Source organism: Promicromonospora sukumoe (assembly GCF_014137995.1).
In the GTDB taxonomy this organism is placed as follows: Bacteria; Actinomycetota; Actinomycetes; order Actinomycetales; family Cellulomonadaceae; genus Promicromonospora; species Promicromonospora sukumoe.
The window spans coordinates 2,118,082-2,136,094 of the sequence record NZ_JACGWV010000001.1 but is presented as its reverse complement, the minus strand read 5'-3'; the positions used below and the strand labels follow the sequence as shown (position 1 = coordinate 2,136,094).

15 protein-coding genes are annotated in these 18,013 nt (G+C 72.8%); all 15 read right to left on the bottom strand.

What is annotated here, in order from left to right; translation table 11 throughout:
* Nucleotides 1-102: 102 nt before the first annotated feature.
* On the bottom strand, nt 103-1,095 hold the full coding sequence (locus tag FHX71_RS09390) for a shikimate dehydrogenase (protein ID WP_182615653.1): 993 nt from the start codon (nt 1,093-1,095) through the stop codon (nt 103-105).
* A gap of 51 nt (nt 1,096-1,146) precedes the next feature.
* Nucleotides 1,147-2,190, bottom strand: a complete 1,044-nt coding sequence (mltG, locus tag FHX71_RS09385; RefSeq protein ID WP_182615650.1) for an endolytic transglycosylase MltG — start codon at nt 2,188-2,190, stop codon at nt 1,147-1,149.
* 343 nt (nt 2,191-2,533) lie between these two features.
* Entirely contained in the window at nt 2,534-3,673 is a 1,140-nt protein-coding gene (gene mltG / locus FHX71_RS09380) for an endolytic transglycosylase MltG (RefSeq protein WP_182615648.1), read from the bottom strand.
* 42 nt (nt 3,674-3,715) lie between these two features.
* Entirely contained in the window at nt 3,716-4,318 is a 603-nt protein-coding gene (ruvX, locus tag FHX71_RS09375) for a Holliday junction resolvase RuvX (RefSeq protein ID WP_182615646.1), read from the bottom strand.
* A gap of 4 nt (nt 4,319-4,322) precedes the next feature.
* A complete protein-coding gene (gene alaS / locus FHX71_RS09370; RefSeq protein WP_182615644.1) occupies nt 4,323-7,016 on the bottom strand; it encodes an alanine--tRNA ligase in 2,694 nt (897 codons plus the stop codon).
* Between the two features lie 131 nt (nt 7,017-7,147).
* On the bottom strand, nt 7,148-7,402 hold the full coding sequence (locus FHX71_RS09365) for a hypothetical protein (protein WP_182615642.1): 255 nt from the start codon (nt 7,400-7,402) through the stop codon (nt 7,148-7,150).
* Entirely contained in the window at nt 7,399-7,803 is a 405-nt protein-coding gene (locus tag FHX71_RS09360) for a DUF948 domain-containing protein (protein ID WP_182615639.1), read from the bottom strand. Before FHX71_RS09360 ends, FHX71_RS09365 begins: the two co-directional genes overlap by 4 nt.
* 287 nt (nt 7,804-8,090) lie before the next feature.
* Nucleotides 8,091-8,717: a 30S ribosomal protein S4 gene (gene rpsD, locus FHX71_RS09355; protein ID WP_182615637.1), complete on the bottom strand. Its 627-nt coding sequence runs from the start codon at nt 8,715-8,717 to the stop codon at nt 8,091-8,093.
* Between the two features lie 227 nt (nt 8,718-8,944).
* Complete coding sequence (locus FHX71_RS09350; protein WP_312876978.1) at nt 8,945-10,330, bottom strand: replication-associated recombination protein A; 1,386 nt, start codon at nt 10,328-10,330, stop codon at nt 8,945-8,947.
* Between the two features lie 9 nt (nt 10,331-10,339).
* Complete coding sequence (locus FHX71_RS09345; RefSeq protein ID WP_182615635.1) at nt 10,340-10,975, bottom strand: GNAT family N-acetyltransferase; 636 nt, start codon at nt 10,973-10,975, stop codon at nt 10,340-10,342.
* 87 nt (nt 10,976-11,062) lie between these two features.
* The gene (locus FHX71_RS09340; protein ID WP_376770126.1) at nt 11,063-12,292 is read right to left on the bottom strand and encodes an AI-2E family transporter; all 1,230 of its coding nucleotides are present in this window, start codon (nt 12,290-12,292) and stop codon (nt 11,063-11,065) included.
* 66 nt (nt 12,293-12,358) lie between these two features.
* On the bottom strand, nt 12,359-13,645 hold the full coding sequence (locus tag FHX71_RS09335; RefSeq protein WP_246402422.1) for an AI-2E family transporter: 1,287 nt from the start codon (nt 13,643-13,645) through the stop codon (nt 12,359-12,361).
* A gap of 146 nt (nt 13,646-13,791) precedes the next feature.
* Nucleotides 13,792-14,589, bottom strand: a complete 798-nt coding sequence (locus tag FHX71_RS09330; protein ID WP_182615632.1) for a hypothetical protein — start codon at nt 14,587-14,589, stop codon at nt 13,792-13,794.
* 62 nt (nt 14,590-14,651) lie between these two features.
* Entirely contained in the window at nt 14,652-17,036 is a 2,385-nt protein-coding gene (locus tag FHX71_RS09325) for a hypothetical protein (protein ID WP_182615630.1), read from the bottom strand.
* 148 nt (nt 17,037-17,184) lie between these two features.
* Nucleotides 17,185-18,000, bottom strand: a complete 816-nt coding sequence (locus FHX71_RS09320; RefSeq protein WP_182615628.1) for an ABC transporter permease — start codon at nt 17,998-18,000, stop codon at nt 17,185-17,187.
* Between the last annotated feature and the right edge of the window lie 13 nt (nt 18,001-18,013).

Genomic DNA, 18,013 nt, shown 5'->3' with positions numbered 1-18,013 from the left:
CTGCGTAGACAATGTCGACTCTGCGCAACACACCCCGCTGGCGAAGGTTCTCCCCGGGCGCCTCGGAGTGGGACCCCTCCGGGTGCAGCTATCTCGCCGAGTTCAGCGGGCCGGCGTCAGCAGCGCCGCGCGGAGCGCCTGGTCCATGGCCTCCAGCGGCGCCGCGCGGCCCGTCATCAGGCGAACCTGCTCGGCGGCCTGGTGCAGCAGCATCCGCTCGCCGCCGACGGCCGGCGCCCCGAGCGCGGTCCACGCGGACTGCAGGGCGGTGGGCCGGGGGTCGTAGACGACGTCGAGCAGCACGCCGTGGGGCACGTCCGACGACGTCGCAGTGCCGTCCGGCACGGCAGAACCGTCGGGCGGCACAGAGCCCTCCGGCACCGCGACCCCGTCGGTCAGCAGAGCACCGTCGGCCAGCACAGCCCCGTCGGTCAGCAGCTTGGCCCAGACGTCGGCGGCGTACTTCGGCGTCGTCGAGACGACGGCGTCCGCGCGGACCAGGGCGGCCGTCGTCGCGGCGTCGTCGAACACCTCGAACGACGGGCTGACGCCCATCCGGGCGACGGCCTCGCGGAGCGGGCCGATCCGGTCGAGGGAGCGGACGAAGACGCGCGCCGACGGGCAGCCGAGCTCCGCCAGGGCGGCCAGGGCGGAGGCCGCGGTCGCTCCCCCGCCCAGCACGACGGCCTCGGCGACCGGGCGCTCGCCCGGGCCCGTCCCCAGTCCCTCGCGGAGGGCCGCGACGATGCCGTGCACGTCGGTGTTCGTGCCCGTGGTCGTGACGACGCCGCCCACCGCCGCGAACAGCACCGTGTTCACGGCGCCGACCGCCGCGGCGAGCGGCTCGACGTGGTCGAGCAGCGGGATGACCGCCTGCTTGAGCGGCATGGTCAGGCTCAGGCCCGCCCAGTCCCGGCCCGGCGCGCGCTCGATGTCACCGAGGAAGCCCGCGAGGGTCTCCTCGGTGACGTCGTGCACGGCGTAGTCCCAGCCCTCCAGGCCGAGGGCCCGGTAGGCGGCGGTGTGCAGCACCGGGGACAGGGAGTGCGCGACGGGGTGGCCGAGCACGGCGGCGCGGCGCGGAGCGACGTTCATACCGAGATCATGCAGCACGGACCGCGCTTCACGCCCAGCCGTTCCAGACGCCTACCCGTTCCAGCCCGGGTTGGCGTCCATCCAGGCGTGCAGCTCCGCGATGTTCTGGTCGTGCTCGGCCTGGGTGTCCGCGAACTTCGTCTCACCGGTCTCCAGGTTCACGGTGCACCAGAAGAACACGTCCGGGTCGTCGGCCGGGCTCATCACCGCCTCGATCGAGGCGCGGCTCGGCGCCGCGATCGGCGTGGGCGGCAGGCCCTTGTTGCCGCGCACGCTCAGGTTGTACGGGTTGGAGCCGTCCGCGAGCTCCGCGCTCGTCAGGCCACCGCTGGTGCGGCCCAGGCCGTACAGGAGCGACGCGTCGATGCCGAGCCACTCGTTGGCCGCCAGGCGGTTCTCGATGGCGGCCGCCATGATGGGGCGGTCCGGCGCCAGCCGCGCCTCGCGCTCGATGAGGGACGCCTTGATCAGGACCGTCTCGCGCTGGTCGGCGGGCACGTCGAGCTGGTCCAGCACCGCGATGGCCTGCGCGACCATCTCCTGGACGACGTCGGCGGCCGGGGTCGTGTCCGGCTTGACCTCGTAGGAGCTCGGGAACAGCCAGCCCTCGGCCTTGCCGCCCGCCTCGGGCGGCAGGAGCGACGCGATGTCCTTGAAGGTCGCGTTCACGTCCTCCTTGGGCCAGCCCTTGTCGATCATGCTCGCCCGGATCTGGTCGACCGTGTAGCCCTCGGGCACGGTGAACCCGGCCCGGTTGATGTTGTTCTCCGCGAGCAGCGCCACGGCCGAGTCCGCGCTCATCTGAAGCTTCATCTCGTGGGTGCCCGGCTGGATGCCCCCGGCGTCCGGGTTTGCGTTGAACGCACGCACGAAGGCGTCGGCGCTGGCGACCACGTCGAGCTCCTCGAGCTGCGCGCCGATCGAGTAGCCGTTGGCCTGCTCCGGGACGTCGACGCTGACCGCCTCGCCGCCGGTGCCCTCGTAGTCCTCGGCCGCGAGCGGCGTCGCGATGCCGAAGAGGTAGCCGTCGTTCTTCACGGTCCACGCACCCAGGCCGAGAACGACCACCAGCGCCGCGACGACGATGATGATCACCGTGCGCTTCGATCCGCCCTGACCGCCGCCCCGGCCCCCACGGCGTCCTCCGCTGCTGCGTCCCCCGTTGCTGCGGCGTCCGCCGCGGTGGTGCCCGTCGCGGTCCCCCCGGCGTCCGCGCGAGCCGCTCGCGTGCCTCGGTGGCCCCTGATAGTTCACTCCCGGAAGGGCCTGGGTCACGCTCGCTCCATCCTCTACGGTGCGCGGACCACTGGACGATCCGCGCTGGTCACCAACCGGGAACACCACACCGCAACCGTGTCTCACGATCACATCTCGGGCCGGATGCCGCGAACGCTACCCCGACCTGCACATTCCAGGCCAACTCCGGGGATTCTTCACCTCAGCCGTTGGCCGCCTGCCAGTCGCGGAGCTCCTGCTGGTAGGCGAGGTGCTGCTCGTAGGTCTCCGAGAACTTGGTCTCGCCCGTGTCGAGGTTGACCGTGATCCAGTACTTCCAGTCGCCCGGGGTCGGGTTGAGCACGGCGTCGATGGAGGTCTCGCCCGGGCTCGCGATCGGGCCCGGCGGCAGCCCGGTGTGCTGGTACGTGTTGTACCGGTTCTTCGCGTTGTTGAGGTCCTTCCTGGTCAGCTCGGTGCCCGGCTTGCCGGCCCCGTAGGCGACCGCGGCGTCGATCTGCAGGATCATGCCGTCCTCGAGCCGGTTCTCGATCGCGCGGGCGATCTTGGGCTTGTCCTCGGGGTGCAGGCCCTCGCGCTCCACGAGCGACGCCTTGGTGAGCACGTCCTCCCAGTCGCCGCCGGGGATGTTCTTGTCCCGGAGCGACTTCTCGGTGCGGTCGACCATCTGCGTCAGCAGCCCGACGGCGCTGTCCTTGTCGGGCTTGAGCGTGTAGGTGCCGGGGTTGAGCCAGCCCTCGACGTCGCCACCGGCCTGCTTGGGCAGCCCGATCTCCTTGGGCGCGTCCAGCGCGGCCTCGAAGTCCTCGGCGGGCAGGCCCGTGACCTGCACGGCGCGGTCCACGATCTGGGCGACCGTGTAGCCCTCGGGGATGGTGAGCTGGAGGTCCACCATCTCGTTCTTCACGAGCAGCGCGACGGCGTCGCGCGCGGGCATCTCCTCGAGCATGGCGTGCGTGCCCGGGCGGATCGACACGGAGTCGGGGTTGGCCTCGAACGCCGCGGTGAACGCCGACACGCTCGCGACCACGCCGGCGTCGTAGAGCTCCTGGCCCATGACCGTCCCGGTGGCGCCGTTCGGGATCTCGACGTCGACCTGGTCACCGCCCGGGCCCGGGAAGTCCTTGGACTCCAGCGGGTTGCTCAGGCCGGTCAGGGTGTCGAGGTTGGTCCAGATGGCGTAGCCGGACCCGCCGACCAGCACGAGGGCGACCAGCAGTACGACCAGCGCACGGCCGCGCCGGTTCCGCCGGCGCCGCCGCTGCGCCCTCCGGCCTGATCTCGGCCCGGAACGGGAGGGATCTGCCTGGGAGCGCGCGGGCGCCGTGAAGAGGTCCGTCACCGGAGACTCACTGTCCTTCGTCGGGGGGTGTGGGTGGTGGCGCTACGGTCGGTCGTGCGTGTCGTGCACGGTCTGCACCCCGACGAGCTCGCCGGCGCGCTCCCCCTTCGCCCGCTCCGCGTCGAGTGCAGATTGCAGAATGATAACGGCTGCGGCCTGATCGATCACGGACCTGTGCTTCTTGGATTTCCGGCCGGCCGCGTGGAGGGCCTGGTGGGCGGTGACCGTGGTCATCCGCTCGTCCACGAGGCGCACCTCCGCGGGCTCCCCCGCGGCCGCCAGCGCGACGGTCAGCCGGGCAGCGAACCGGCGGGCGTCGGCGGTGGCCGCGCCCTCCTTGCCGGACAGGTGCCGCGGCAGCCCCACGTAGACGACGGCGGCGAACCGCTCCGCCGCCTCCTCCACGATCCGGCTGACGTCGGCGGTGGTGCCCTCGGCGCTCCGGGGAGACTGCTTCCCCTGCTGCTTCCCGTGCGCCTGCTTGCCCTGGGCCGGGCCGCCCGCGAGCACCCGTGGCACGGTCTCCACGGGGGTGGCGACCAGGCCGTCGGGGTCGCTCGCGGCAAGCCCGATCCGGGCCATGCCGACGTCGACCCCGAGCCGGGCTCCCCGCGGGAGCCCGGGCTCGGTGCCGGTGTCCGTCACGACGTCAGGCGCCGACGGCGGCCAGGCGCACGCCCTCGGCGATGCCCGCGAGGGCCTCGCCGAGCTTGGCCGGGTCGGTGCCGCCGCCCTGGGCCATGTCCGGCTTGCCGCCGCCACCGCCGCCGAGGGTCTGGGCCGCCGTGCGGACCAGGTCGCCGGCCTTGTAGCCGGCGGCACGGGCCGCGGCGTTGGTCACGACCACCACGACCGGGCGGCCGCCCGACACACCGCCGGCGGCGGCCACGACCGGCTCGGCCTCGCCGAGGCGGCCGCGCACGTCGAGCACGAGGGCGCGCAGGTCGTCGGCCTGGGCCTCGCCGGCGTCGTGCGTGACGACGCGGACGTCGCCCACGCGCGGGGCCTCGGCGGCGAGCTTGCCGGCGGCGGCCAGGAGCTGCCCCTGACGCAGCGCGGCGAGCTCCTTCTCGGCCTCCTTGAGGCGCGAGACCAGCGAGCCGACGCGCTCGTGCAGGTCCTCGGCGCGCGTGTTGAGCAGGCCGGTGAGCTGGCCCACGAGGGCGTGCTCCTTGGCCTGGAACCCGTACGCGCCGTCGCCCACCAGGGCGTCGACGCGGCGGACGCCGGAGCCGATCGAGGACTCGCCGAGCAGCGTGACGCGGCCGAGCTGGCCGGTCTGCTTCACGTGGGTGCCGGCGCACAGCTCGCGCGACCAGTCGTCACCGATCGAGACCACGCGCACGACGTCGCCGTACTTCTCGCCGAACAGCGCCATGGCGCCGGCCTCGCGGGCCTGGGCGATCGGCATGAGCTGGTCGGTCACCTCGAGGTTGTCGGCGAGGCGCACGTTGACGCGCTCCTCGATCTCCGTCAGCGCCGAGGTCGAGACGGCCGACGGCGAGCGGAAGTCGAACCGGATGCGGCTCGGGGCGTTCTCCGAACCGGCCTGGGTGCGGTCCTCGCCGACGAGCTCGTGCAGGGCCTTGTGGATCATGTGCGTGGCCGAGTGGGCGCGGCTGATGGCCTTGCGGCGCGAGGTGTCGATCTGGGCCGTGCCCGGGTCGCCCAGCGCCACGGTGCCCTCGATCAGGCGGCCGCGGTGCACGCTCAGGCCCTTGATGGGGCGCTGCACGTCGTCGACCTCGATGGTGGCGCCGCCGTCGAGCACGATCGTGCCGTGGTCGGCGAGCTGGCCGCCGGCCTCGGCGTAGAACGGCGTCCGGTCCAGGACGACCTCGATCTCGGCGGGGGCCGTGACGGCCGGGGCCGGCACGCCGCCGGTGAGCAGGCCGGCGACACGGACCGAGGCGTCGGTCTGCGTGTAGCCGAGGAACTCGACCGGAGCGGTGAGCTCCTTCTCCAGGGACTCGTAGGCGGCGACGTCGGCCCCGCCGGTGCGCTTGGCGAGCGCGTCGGCGCGGGCGCGGGTGCGCTGCTCCTGCATGAGCGAGCGGAAGGCCTGCTCGTCGACCTGGACGCCCTGCTCGGCGGCCATCTCGAGGGTCAGGTCGATCGGGAAGCCGTAGGTGTCGTGGAGCTGGAAGGCGGCGTCGCCCGGCAGGACCAGGTGGTCGCCGCCCTGCTTCTTCAGGTTGGCGACGGCGTTGTCGAGGATGCCGGTGCCGGACACCAGGGTGCGCCGGAAGGCCTCCTCCTCGGCGTAGGCGACGGCCGAGATCTGCTCGAAGTTGGTGGCCAGCTCCGGGTAGGAGGGGGCCATGGCGTCCTTCGAGACGGGCAGCAGCGACGTCAGCGCGACGCCGTCCACGCCCAGCAGGCGCATGGCGCGCACGGAGCGGCGCAGCAGGCGGCGCAGCACGTAGCCGCGGCCCTCGTTCGAGGGGCGCACGCCGTCGCCGATGATCATCAGGGCCGAGCGCACGTGGTCGGCCACGACGCGCATGCGCACGTCGTCGTCGTGGTTCTCGCCGTACGTCTTGCCGCTGAGCTTCGCGGCGGCCTCGATGACGGGGAAGACCTCGTCGATCTCGTACATGTTGTCCTTGCCCTGGAGCAGGAAGGCAACACGCTCGAGGCCCATGCCGGTGTCGATGTTCTTGTTCTCGAGTTCCCCGAGGATCCGGAACTCTTCCTTCGACTTCACGTCGTCGATGGCGTACTGCATGAACACGAGGTTCCAGATCTCGACGAAACGGTCGCCGCCCTCGTCGACCAGCGGACCGCCGTCGGGCCCGTAGGCGGCGCCGCGGTCGTAGAAGATCTCCGAGCAGGGGCCGGCCGGGCCGGGCTGGCCCGTGGACCAGTAGTTGTCCTTCTTGCCGAGGCCCTGGATGCGCTCGTCGGGCAGGCCGACGATGTCCTTCCAGAGCTGGCGGGCCTCGTCGTCCTCGTAGTAGACGGTTACCCAGAGCTTGTCGGGGTCGATGCCCAGCTTGCCGTCCTCCAGCGAGCCCGTGAGGAAGTCCCAGGCCATGCGGATGGCGTCGGCCTTGAAGTAGTCGCCGAACGAGAAGTTGCCGTTCATCTGGAAGAACGTGCCGTGCCGCGTCGTCTTGCCGACGTCGTCGATGTCCAGGGTGCGCACGCACTTCTGCACGCTGGTGGCGCGCTTCCACGGCGGGGTCTGCTGGGCCGTCATGTACGGGATGAACGGCACCATGCCCGCGATGGTGAACAGCGTCGACGGGTCCGGGGAGATCAGCGACGCCGACGGCACCACCGCGTGGCCCTGAGCTTCGAAGTAGTCGAGCCAACGCTTGCGGATCTCGGCGGTGCGCATGAGGTCAGTGGTCCTTCTTCTCGGTCGTACTGGAGGGTGCACGAATTCTGGCGCCGCGGTTGTCCGGGCACGTGCCTATTCTGCCGCTGGTAGCGCGGCAGACGGAAACTGAAAGATCCGGCGGGGTCCCGCTACCGCTGGTGGCGCTGCAGCTCGCCGCGCAGGGACGCCATCAGCTCCGCCTCGCGCTCGGCGCGCGCCGTCGTGAACTCCGAGCGGAACGTGCGCGCCATCTGGTTCAGCCGGACGCCGGCGTCGTCCACGGCTGCCGCCGCGCGCTCGCTCACGGCCTCGGGCGTGTACCGCGCGACGACCTGGCGGCCCTTGTGGATCACGACGACGGTGACGGCCACGCCCACGCCGACCCAGAACAGGCGGCGGATCATGCCTCGGCCCCGGACGCGTCCGGCTCGGTGTGCCGGCCGGAGCGGCCCTTGGCCTGGCCGAACGCCTGCCGCACACCGTAGGAGAACGCCGCGACCTTGACCAGCGGCTTGCCCAGCGTCGCCGCGTACAGGCCCGTCAGCGCGGACACGTTCTCGCTGACCGACGCCGCCGACGTGGTGATCGTGTCGACCTTGACGAGCTGCGTGTTCGCGGAGGCGACGGTGCTCGCGGCCTCGTCCAGGATCGGCACCGAGTGCTCGGTGACGTCACGGACGCTCAGCCGCGCCTCGTCCAGGAGCTTGCCCAGCTTCCACAACGGGACGGCGAGAAAGCCCACGAGGAGCACGAACGCGATCGCCGCGATCAGTCCCGCCACGTCTCCGAGGTCGCCGAGGGTCATGCGCAAGCTCCTGCCTGAAGGTCCGCGGATGTCCGGCACCGACGCCTCACTGACGTCTGCCGGGGTCGACGATCACCCTATCCCCCTGGCGGCCCCCCTCGCCCGTCGCCCCGCCGCACCCCCCGCCGCTGGGTGGGGCGTCGGGCCTGGGATCGAACGTAGGTGTGGTCGCACTCTGAGCTCTCAGAGTGCGACCACACCTACGTTCGACGGCCGGTGCCCCAAAACGCGGACGGCCCCGGCCGCGCCGAGGCGCGGACGGGGCCGTCCGGTACTGCTGGGTGCGATCAGCGAGCGTAGAACTCGACGACCATCTGCACGTCGCAGGTCACGGGGACCTCGGCGCGCTTCGGTGCACGGGTCAGCGTGGCGGTCAGCTTCTCGAGCTGCACGTCCAGGTAGCCCGGGAGCGTCGGCAGCACGTCGCGGTGCGCGCCCGCGGCGGCGACCTGGAACGGCACCGTGGTCTGGCTCTTCGGCTTGACCTGGATGGTCTGGCCGGGCTTCACGCGGAACGACGGGCGGTCCACGATCTTGCCGTCCACCAGGATGTGACGGTGGGTCACGTGCTGGCGGGCCTGCAGGATGGTGCGGCCGAAGCCGGCACGCAGCACCACGGAGTCCAGACGGGTCTCCAGGTCCTCGACCATGACCTCACCGGTCAGGCCGGCCTGCTTGCGGGCGTTCTCGTAGACCTTGAGAAGCTGCTTCTCGCGAAGCATGTACTGCGCACGCAGACGCTGCTTCTCACGGAGACGCACCGCGTAGTCCGACTCGGTGCGGCGGCGCGCACGGCCGTGCTCACCGGGCGGGTACGGGCGCTTCTCGAAGTGCTTGACGGCCTTGGGCGTGAGCGCGAGGCCCAGCTTGCGGCTCAGGCGCACCTGACGGCGCGCACGGGTCACAGAAGTCACTGTGAATGTCCTGTCCTGTAGATATTGAAGGTCACACCCGGACACGACTCCCCCACGAAGGGGGACCGCACCGGGTGCGGGACCAGCCGATGGAGCGGGTGCGTGAGCACCGTGCTCGCGGGGCCGAGGTCCCAGGGCGTTGCCATGGGCAACCTGAAGATCTTACCGCACGTCGGCGTTCCGGCTCGCCGTGGGCCTGGTCACGCAACCCCTGGCCACGCGACCAGTCACCCGTCGCTCCCCAGGATGCCCCGGATGCGTTCGAGACGCTCCGCCACCTGCCGCTCGTACCCGCGGTCGCTCGGGTCGTAGTAGCGCGACCCGGCGAGCACGTCCGGCAGGTACTGCTGCGGCGCGACGCCGTGCGGCCAGTCGTGCGCGTAGCGGTACCCGTCGCCGTGGCCCATCGTCTTGGCGCCGGAGTAGTGCGCGTCGCGCAGGTGCGGCGGCACCGTACCCACCTTGCCCGCGCGCACGTCCGCCAGCGCGGCGTCGACGCCGAGGTAGGCGGCGTTCGACTTGGGGGCGGTGGCCAGGTGGACGACGGCCTCGGCGAGCACGATGCGCCCCTCGGGCATGCCGATGAGCTGCACGGCCTGGGCGGCGGCGACGGCGGTCTGGAGCGCGGAGGGGTCGGCCATGCCGACGTCCTCGGCGGCGGAGATGACCAGGCGGCGGGCGATGAAGCGTGGGTCCTCCCCCGCGGCGACCATGCGGGCGAGGTAGTGCAGCGCTGCGTCGACGTCGGACCCGCGGATGGACTTGATGAACGCGGAGATGACGTCGTAGTGCTGGTCGCCGTCGCGGTCGTAGCGGACAGCGGCGACGTCGACGGCGCGCTCGACGTCGGCCAGGCCGATGAGCGGGGTGGTGCCGTCCTGGCCGGTCACGGGGTCGTCGTCCGACAGGACCGCGCCCGCGGCGGCCTCCAGGATCGTGAGCGCCTTGCGGGCGTCGCCGCCGGCGAGGCGCAGCAGGTGCTCGCTCGCGTCGTCGCCGAGCTCGACCGATCCGCCGAGGCCGCGCTCGTCGGTGATCGCGCGCTGGATCAGGGCCTGGACGTCCGCGGTCTCCAGGGGCTTGAGCGTGAGCAGCAGGGAGCGGGACAGCAGCGGGGAGTTGACGGAGAAGCTGGGGTTCTCGGTGCTCGCCGCCACGAGGGTGACCCAGCGGTTCTCGACGCTGGGCAGCAGGGCGTCCTGCTGCGACTTGGAGAAGCGGTGCACCTCGTCGACGAAGAGCACGGTCTCGTCGCCGCCGGTCGCGAGCCGGCGCCGGGCGTCCTCGACCACCTGGCGCACGTCCTTGACGCCCGCGGTCACGGCGCTCAGCTCCACGAAGCGGCGCCCCGACACGGTGGCGACGAGGTAGGCGAGGGTGGTCTTGCCGGTGCCGGGCGGGCCCCAGAGGATGACCGACGACGGCGCGGCACGGCCGCCCGCGCCGGGCTCGATGAGCCGCCGCAGGGGCGACCCGGGGACCAGGAGGTGCTCCTGCCCCGCTATCTCGTCGATCGTGGCCGGGCGCATGCGCACGGCAAGGGGTGATGACGCGCGCGCGGTCGGGGTACCCGCGGTGTCGGTCGTCACCGTACTGAAGAGGTCGTCGAACACCGCCCCAGCCTACGGATGCTCACTGACACTCTCGTGCCGGGCGGGCGCGTGGTTGGGTGCATGGTCGGGCCACGGCTCGTTGGGCTCGCGCGGGTCCTCGGGCAGGATCGTGCCGACCCAGGCGTCCCGGCGCACGCCGCGCTGCAGCCCGTGGCGGCGCAGCGTGGCCTCGACCTGGAAGCCGAGGCGCCAGGCGACGCGGCGGGAGGCCCAGTTGCCGACGTAGGCGACCCAGCTCACCACGGAGAGCCCCAGCCCCTCGGGGTCCAGGGCCCAGTCGACCACCAGGCGGGACGCCTCGGTGCACAGCCCCTGGCCGCGGGCGTCCGCCGTCATCCAGAAGCCGAGCTCGCCCGCGCGCTCCTCCGCCGGGGTGCCCTCGCACGTGAGGCCGACCATGCCGATCAGCGGTCCGTCGGCGTCGCCCGGGGCGCGGACCGCCCAGGTGTAGACCGCGCCCTTGGCCCAGCCCTCGGCGACGTGGTACCGCACGAAGCTCTCGGCGTGCCGCCGCTCGTAGGGCACGGGCACCACCGTCCACTCGGCCACGGCGGGGTCCTGGCAGGCCGTCGCGATGGCGTCGACGTCCGAGTAGGTCGGGACGGACAGGCGGACGTGCTCCGTGGCCAGGACGAACGGTTCCATCCCTCGATGGTGCCACAGAAATAGGCCTCTACCTGCAGGTTTACCGTTTCGAGCCCGACCCGGCGGGGGCCGGGCGCGTGACGTCGGTCACGCCTTCGCGGCCCCCTCCGCGCCCGGCTCGTCCCTGTCCGGCCCGACGTCGCCCGTGCCGCCCGGGCCGGTGCCGGCGTCGGCGCCGGCGTCCACGGGCTTGCGCAGCGTGCTGTAGACCGCCCAGGCCACCGCGATGAGCGGGACGGCGACGATCGCGCCCAGGATGCCGCCCACCACCGTGCCGCACGTGACGCCCAGGGCGACGACGACGGGGTGCAGCGAGACCTGCTTGCCCATGATGAGCGGCTGCAGCACGTGCCCCTCGAGCTGGCCGATCCCCGCGATGCCGAGGGTGACGATCAGGGCCGTGAGCAGGCCGTCGGCCGCGAGCGCCACGACGGCCGCGATGATCATCGCGAGCGGCGCGCCGATCAGGGGGATGAACGTGCCGATGAAGACGAGCACGGCGAGGGGCGCCGAGAGCGGCACCCCGAGGATCGAGAGGAAGATCCCGGCGAGGATGCCGTTGGTGATCGCGACGAGCACGGTGCCGCGGGTGTAGCCGGAGAAGGTGTACCAGCCGACGTCGGCGGCGTCGCTCCACCGGCCGCGGGTGCGGGCGGGCACCTGCTGCATGAACCAGCGCCACATGGCGCCGCCGGAGGCCAGGAAGAAGACGGTGCAGAAGATCGAGAGGGCGAGGACGGCGATGCCCTCGACGATCGAGCCGGCGCTCTCGGCCGCGCGGCCGACGAGGGTCTGGGCGTTCTCCTGGATCCATCTGGCGGCGTCGTCGATCCACTGGTCGCGCGTGTCGACCTGGACGTTCAGCGGCAGGGAGTTGTTCTCGATCAGGCCGACGATCTGGTCGATGCCGGTGTTGAACTCCCCCGCGAGGCGTTCCCACTGGCCGGCGACCGACACGACCACGTAGGTCACGAGGCCGCCGACCACGAGGATGGCGGAGAGGATGGACGCGGCGGTCGCCAGGGCCCGGGGCATCACCCGGGCGTACAGGTCGGTGAGCGGGTTCAGCACCGCGGTGAAGACCAGCGCCAGGAAGACGGCGACGAACACGATCAGCACCCGGGTGACCGCCCAGAACACCAGGGCGATCCCCGCGACCAGGAGGATCAGGCGCCACGACCAGCCCGCGGAGGTGCGCAGCCAGGGCGGGGGCGCGGAGTCTGGTCGGGCGGAGTCGCGCCGGTCCAGGTCTCGCCGGGCCGGGTCACGCTGCGGTTCGGCCGGGTGTGGTGCGGGTCGTGGTGCGGGGTCAGGCACCGAGCCAGTTTGCCTCAAAGGGCGCGGCCGCGCTCTGTGCCGCGGCCGCGCCCTGTGTCGGCTCCGCTAGGTCGCCGTCGTGCCCTCTACCGCTGGTGTGCTCTGTACTGCCGGTGCGTCCTGGACCGCCGGTGTGTCAGGGGCGACCGGGGTCCCGTCCGCCGCCGTCCGGCGCAGCGTGCAGTACACCGCCCAGGCCACCGCGGTGAGCGGGACGGCGACGACGGCGCCGAGCAGGCCGCCCAGCACCGAGCCCGCGGCCACGACGAGCGCCATCACCACGGGGTGCAGGGAGACCTGCTTGCCGGTGATGAGCGGCTGGAGCACGTTGGCGTCGAGCTGCGCGACGACGACCATGCCGATGAGCACGACGAGCGCCAGCACGGGGCCCTTGGCGGCCAGCGCGACGAGCACGCTGATCACGATGGCGGCGACCGGGCCGATCATCGGGATGAAGGCGCCGAGGAACACCACGACCGACAGCGGCAGCGCCAGGGGCACGCCGACGACGGACAGGAAGATCCCGGCGAGGACGCCGTCGGAGAGCGCGACGAAGAACATGCCGCGGGTGAAGCCGGAGAACGAGTTCCAGCCCGCGGCGGCGGCCGCCTCCCAGCGGTCGTGCCGGTCGGCGGGCACGAAGTCCAGCGCCCAGCGCCACATGCGGCCGCCCTGGGTCAGGAAGAACACGGTGCAGAAGATCGCGAGCACGACGGCGGTCGCGCCCTCGGCGATCGACCCGGCGCTCTGGGCGGCCGTGCCCGCGTAGTCGCCGGCGTGGGACTGGAGCCAGGCGCCGCCGTCCTCCAGCCACTTGTCCGGACCGCCGAGGCCGGCGAGCATCGGGATGCCGGTGAGCAGCCCGGCCAGGTCGGTCAGGCCGGTGGCGAACTCGATGGCGAGGTCCTCCCACCGGCTCACCACGGACGAGACCACGTAGGTCACGAGCGCGCCGACGGCGAGCACCGCCGTCAGCAGCGACGCCGCCATGGCCAGGCCACGCGGCATGACCCGGTCGTAGAAGTCGCCCAGCGGCAGGAGCACCGTGGTGAAGACCAGGGCGAGGAACAGGGCGACGAACACGACCTGGACCAGGCCCACCACGTAGAACACGACGGCCACTGCCGCCACGATGCCGACCAGCTTCCACGCCACCTCGCCCGCGGACCGGATCCACGGTGCGCCGAACGTGGTGGGCGGCGGGGCCTGCGCCGCGGCTTGCTCTGTGATCTGCCCGGGAACCTGCTCTGCGACCTGCCCTGCGACCGGCTCCGTGGCCGTGGCCCCCGGGGTGGTCGGCGGCTCCGCCGCTGTCGTCGGCGCTACCGTCGGCGCGTCAGCCGTCATCGCCATGCTCCCAATTTTGTTATGGGCGAATTGTCCAGGGCGGACCCTAGCGGCGGCCGACACTCCCGACAACTCCCGTCTCACCGGCGCGGCTGGTCGCTCCCCCGGTCGCCCCCTGTCACTCCCTGGCCACTCCGGGAACAGCCGCCCCGTCACCCGAGGAGCGGCCGCCCGGTGAGCGCGGCGACGGCGCGCTCGACGGCCTCCGCAGCGGTCCCCGGGGCGGGGGCACGCGCGACGCTGAGTGCGACGACGGCGTCACGCCGGTCGTCCTGTCCGGTCGCCCCGGGCGGCAGCAGGGCGGCGACGGCACGCAGGGCCGCGGGGTCGGCCACGGCATCGGTGCGGGCACCGCTGAGAACATCGTTGAGAGCATCGCTACGGCCGAGAGCGAGGTTCGCCGCGGCGGCCGTGCCGGCGTCGGACGAGGCGGCCAGCAGCTCCAGCGACGGCGCAGCGGCACCGAGCACACCGGCGCCGAGGATCGACTGCAGCACGTCGCGGTCGCCGAGCCGGGTGGCGAGGGCGGCGTCGTCGGGTGCCGTGCGCACGAGCGAGACCGGGCGCGACGCGATGCTCTCGCCCCGGCGCGCCGCGAAGCGCGCCGTCAGCTCGTACCTGCCCGGCGCGCGAAAGAGGGGCGCGCTCCCGGAAGACAGAAGCGGCACCGAGGCGACCAGGCGGCCGCCCGCGGGGAGGTCGACCGACCTGGGCGCGGAGTCGGCGGGCCACGGCCAGGTGGCCCGCACGGGCGGGCTCCCGGGGCCCGCCACCTCGATCTCGAGGTCGCCCTCGACGAGGTTGAGCCGGGCGCTGACGCTGGCGGCGCCGCCCGTCGCGACGACCTCGACGTCGGCGAACGCGATGCGGTCCAGGGGCACGGAGGCCGCGGCGGGCCGGAGCAAGAGCTCCAGCCCGCCGCCCCCTGCCGTGGTCTCGGCGGCTGTCACGGTGTCGATCCTTCCCCTCTGCCGTCGGCCTGTCCCCCGGTCAGCGCCCGGAGCCTCACCGGTCAGCGTCCCTCCGGCTCGGTGAAGTCGGCCGCGACCAGCTTCGCGGCGGCGACGTCCTTGCCCGCCGCCGAACGGGCGCCGCCCTTGGCACGGGCCGCGAGCGCCGCGATCGTGTCGGCCACGACCGGGGCGTTCTTCTCGGTCGGGCTGGCGACGGTGACCGCGAGCTCGGTCGCCCGCTGCGCCGTCCGCCCCGCGAGCGCGAGCTCGAGGAAGTGCGCGGCGTCGTCCGGGGCCGCCGCTCGTACGTCCTGGGCGCGGACGTCGGAGAACGAGCGGTTGAGGGCGTTCGCCAGGACGAGGGCCCCCGCCGCGCCGGTGTCGGTGTCGCTGTGCTGCTCGGCCAGGTCGGTGAGCACCGCCCGGGCCGTGGTGTCGGTCGCGAAGTCGCCGAGGGCGATGGCGCGTCCGACGCCGGGCGTGAGCGTCTTGGCGCTGATGTCGACCTCGGCGTCGGTGGCCGGGCCCCGGACGTCGACCGTGACGGGCGCGGAGCGCACCGTGGTCAGCGGGTCCACCTCGAGCTGGGCCGCGACCGTGTGGCGGCCCGGCTCCGTGAAGGTGACGCCCTGGTTGGTGAAGAACACCTGGACGTGATTGCGGAGCGACTCCCCCGGCTGCAGCACGGTCGTGGGGCGGGGGCCGCAGCCGATCGCGACGTCGACGAGGTGCTGCAGCGAGTGGTCGGGCGGCGTGTGCACGAACACGAGGTCACCCTCCGAGAGGTTGACCAGCGTGGTGACCGTGCGCGGCTGGTCCGAGACGTTGGTCAGCGCGACCTCCGCGGTGACGTACTCGCCCACGAACGCCTGGGCGGGCATCTCGACCGTGAGCCGGAGCCCGTCGTCGCCGGTGTCGCCGCCGAGGCCGGCGGCGTCCACGGGTGCCGGGAGGCCGGCCGACAGGTCGCCGTGGCCCCAGCCGAAGTTCTTCCAGCCGGGGCGTACCTGCGGGTCGGGCGAGTGGATGAGCGACGTGCGGTCGTGGTCGGAGAAGACGAACGCCGCGTTGTTCGGGTACGGGTTGGCGGTGGTGGCGAAGCCCATGACGTCGCCGGTCTGGTTCATGATCTCGATGCCGATGCCCGGGTTGTGCACGTCGTGCTTCGGGTGCCACAGGTTGAAGGCGTGCCCGGCCTCGTGCACGAGCGTGCGCAGGAACGCCGCGGGCACCTCGTCGAGCGGTCGTCCGCGGGCCGCCGCCGCGATGAAGGAGTCGTTGCCCAGCTCCACGTCGGCGAACCCGGCGGCGCCCTCGCGCGGCACGGTGTCGTCGTCGAACATGATGCCGAACAGGCCGCCCTGCGACGAGCCGACGAACAGCCACAGCCGCCACGCCTCGCCGGCGACCGCCTGGCGGTGCCCCGTCATGAGGGTGGCGAGCTCGGCGTTGGTGAGGTCGGCGTCCTCCGGCACGGCGATCTCGTCGGTGACGACCGTGACGTCCCAGCCCGCGCTCGCGTACACGGAGCGCACCGTGGCGGTCGCGCCGGTGCCGATCGTGGCGGACGCCGGGAAGACGCGGTTGACCATGGCGTCGACCTCGATGCGGCAGCCGCGGTACATCGGCGACGTCTTGCGCGCCGTCACGTTCGTGACCGTGCCACCGATCGAGAGCGTGCCCGTCATCCCCTGGTCCGGGCCGAGGACGGCGGACGTCGTCGTCACGACGAGCGGACGGCGACAGCTCAGGGTGAGCGTGCCGGTGTCGGTCGAGACGAACTCCTGCGTGGTGCGGTTCCACAGGTGCCGCACGATCTGCACGGTCAGGGTGCCGCCCGCGTAGGTCGCGCCGTTCGACCGGAAGTACCAGGAGTACTCCGCGGCGGGGAAGGCGGGGTACCAGCGCGTGCGCAGCGAGGGGATCTCGGCCAGGATCCCGGGGTCGATCCCGGTGTCCTGTGTGTGCGTGTCGTGGGCGTGCGGGTCGCGGCCGTGCGCGTCCTGGGCGGGCAAGCCGGCGCCGGGTTCGCGGACGACGGCGCCCGCCAGAGGATCCGGCTCGGGGACGGGGATCGGGAACGGGACCGGGCGCAGCGGCTCGACGACGGGCGGGAGGACCCGCCGGGAGTACATGTCGCCCGAGACACGCAGCGACGAGGTGCCGACCTCGATCCGCATCGCACCGCGCACCTCGGGGCCGAACACGGTGCGGCGCTCCAGCTCCAGCAGCCACGAGCCGTCCAGGGTGCCGAGGGGGCAGGGGCGCGTGAGCAGCTCCGGCCGCACGACGGGGCCGACGACGAGCCGGCCGTCGGCGTCGAACTCGAGGGGGGCGCCGTGGTACCCGGCGTCGTGCCCGGTGTGATCGTGCGCGCCGTGGTGGTGCCCTGAGTAATGGTGCGCGGCGTGGGCCTCGTCGCCGCAGCCGCAGTCGTGGTCCATGGGTCGTCTCCCTCCCCCGGCCGCGGACGCGGCCGCTGACAGGAAAGAGAGGGTTCCGGAGGTCGTTGATGACGCCGGGGGCGGCAATCACCCGGGTGATCCCGGCGGCATCGGGCACGCGGCTCGGATGCGCGGGCAGGGGCCCGGCTCAGTTGCGCGACGTCCGCCCCGCGAGCGCCCGGAACGCGACCGTGAAGCTGACCAGCGCGACCGCGGCGATCGACGCGACGCCCTGCCAGAGCGCGGTGGCGTCCCAGCCGTCCATGATCAGGGACCGCAGGGCCGCGAGCAGGTACGTGACGGGGTTGTAGACGGCGATGGTGGCGAGCCAGCCGGTCAGCGCGTCCAGCGGGAGGAAGGACGTCGTCAGGAAGGCGAACGGGAAGAAGAGCAGGAAGCTGGAGCTGACGGCGGCGGGGTTCCCGGTGCGCAGCGCGATGGCGTAGGGGAACCCGGTGAAGGCGAGGCCCCAGAACCCGGCCAGCAGCAGGAAGACGAGCACGCCGGGCACACCCGTGGCGAAGTCGACGCCGAGCGCGAACCCGAGGGCGAGCACGGGGACCGACAGGGCGACGACCAGCACGAGGTCGGCCACCATCAGGCCCAGGAGCAGCGAGGTGCGGTGCATCGGCGTGAGCAGCAGCCGGTCGAAGTAGCCGCCGGTGATGTCCGTGACCAGGGCGCTGGCCCGGGAGATGCCGGTGACGGCGAAGACGATCGCGACCGGGATCTGGAAGGCCTTGAAGTCGCCGATCCCGGCCATGGAGGCGACGTCGGACAGGGCGCCGACGTTGACGACGAAGAAGAACAGCGGGATGACGAGCGCGGGGATGATCGCCTCCGGCTCGCGCGGGATCTGGCGCAGGGCCCGGATCGCGACGGACGCGAGGTCCCGCCAGAACCCGGCGGGGCGGCCGTGGACGGTCTCCTGCCGGACGGCGGGCGTGGTGCGCTCGGTGCTCATGGCCGTTCCTTCC

Excerpts from the sequence above, each read along its gene's own strand:
- FHX71_RS09390 (WP_182615653.1), bottom strand. The coding sequence starts at position 1,095 with ATGAACGTCGCTCCGCGCCGCGCCGCCGTGCTCGGCCACCCCGTCGCG.
- alaS (WP_182615644.1), bottom strand. The coding sequence starts at position 7,016 with ATGCGCACCGCCGAGATCCGCAAGCGTTGGCTCGACTACTTCGAAGCT.
- FHX71_RS09365 (WP_182615642.1), bottom strand. The coding sequence starts at position 7,402 with ATGATCCGCCGCCTGTTCTGGGTCGGCGTGGGCGTGGCCGTCACCGTC.
- FHX71_RS09360 (WP_182615639.1), bottom strand. The coding sequence starts at position 7,803 with ATGACCCTCGGCGACCTCGGAGACGTGGCGGGACTGATCGCGGCGATC.
- FHX71_RS09345 (WP_182615635.1), bottom strand. The coding sequence starts at position 10,975 with ATGGAACCGTTCGTCCTGGCCACGGAGCACGTCCGCCTGTCCGTCCCG.
- FHX71_RS09335 (WP_246402422.1), bottom strand. The coding sequence starts at position 13,645 with ATGGCGATGACGGCTGACGCGCCGACGGTAGCGCCGACGACAGCGGCG.
- FHX71_RS09325 (WP_182615630.1), bottom strand. The coding sequence starts at position 17,036 with ATGGACCACGACTGCGGCTGCGGCGACGAGGCCCACGCCGCGCACCAT.
- FHX71_RS09320 (WP_182615628.1), bottom strand. The coding sequence starts at position 18,000 with ATGAGCACCGAGCGCACCACGCCCGCCGTCCGGCAGGAGACCGTCCAC.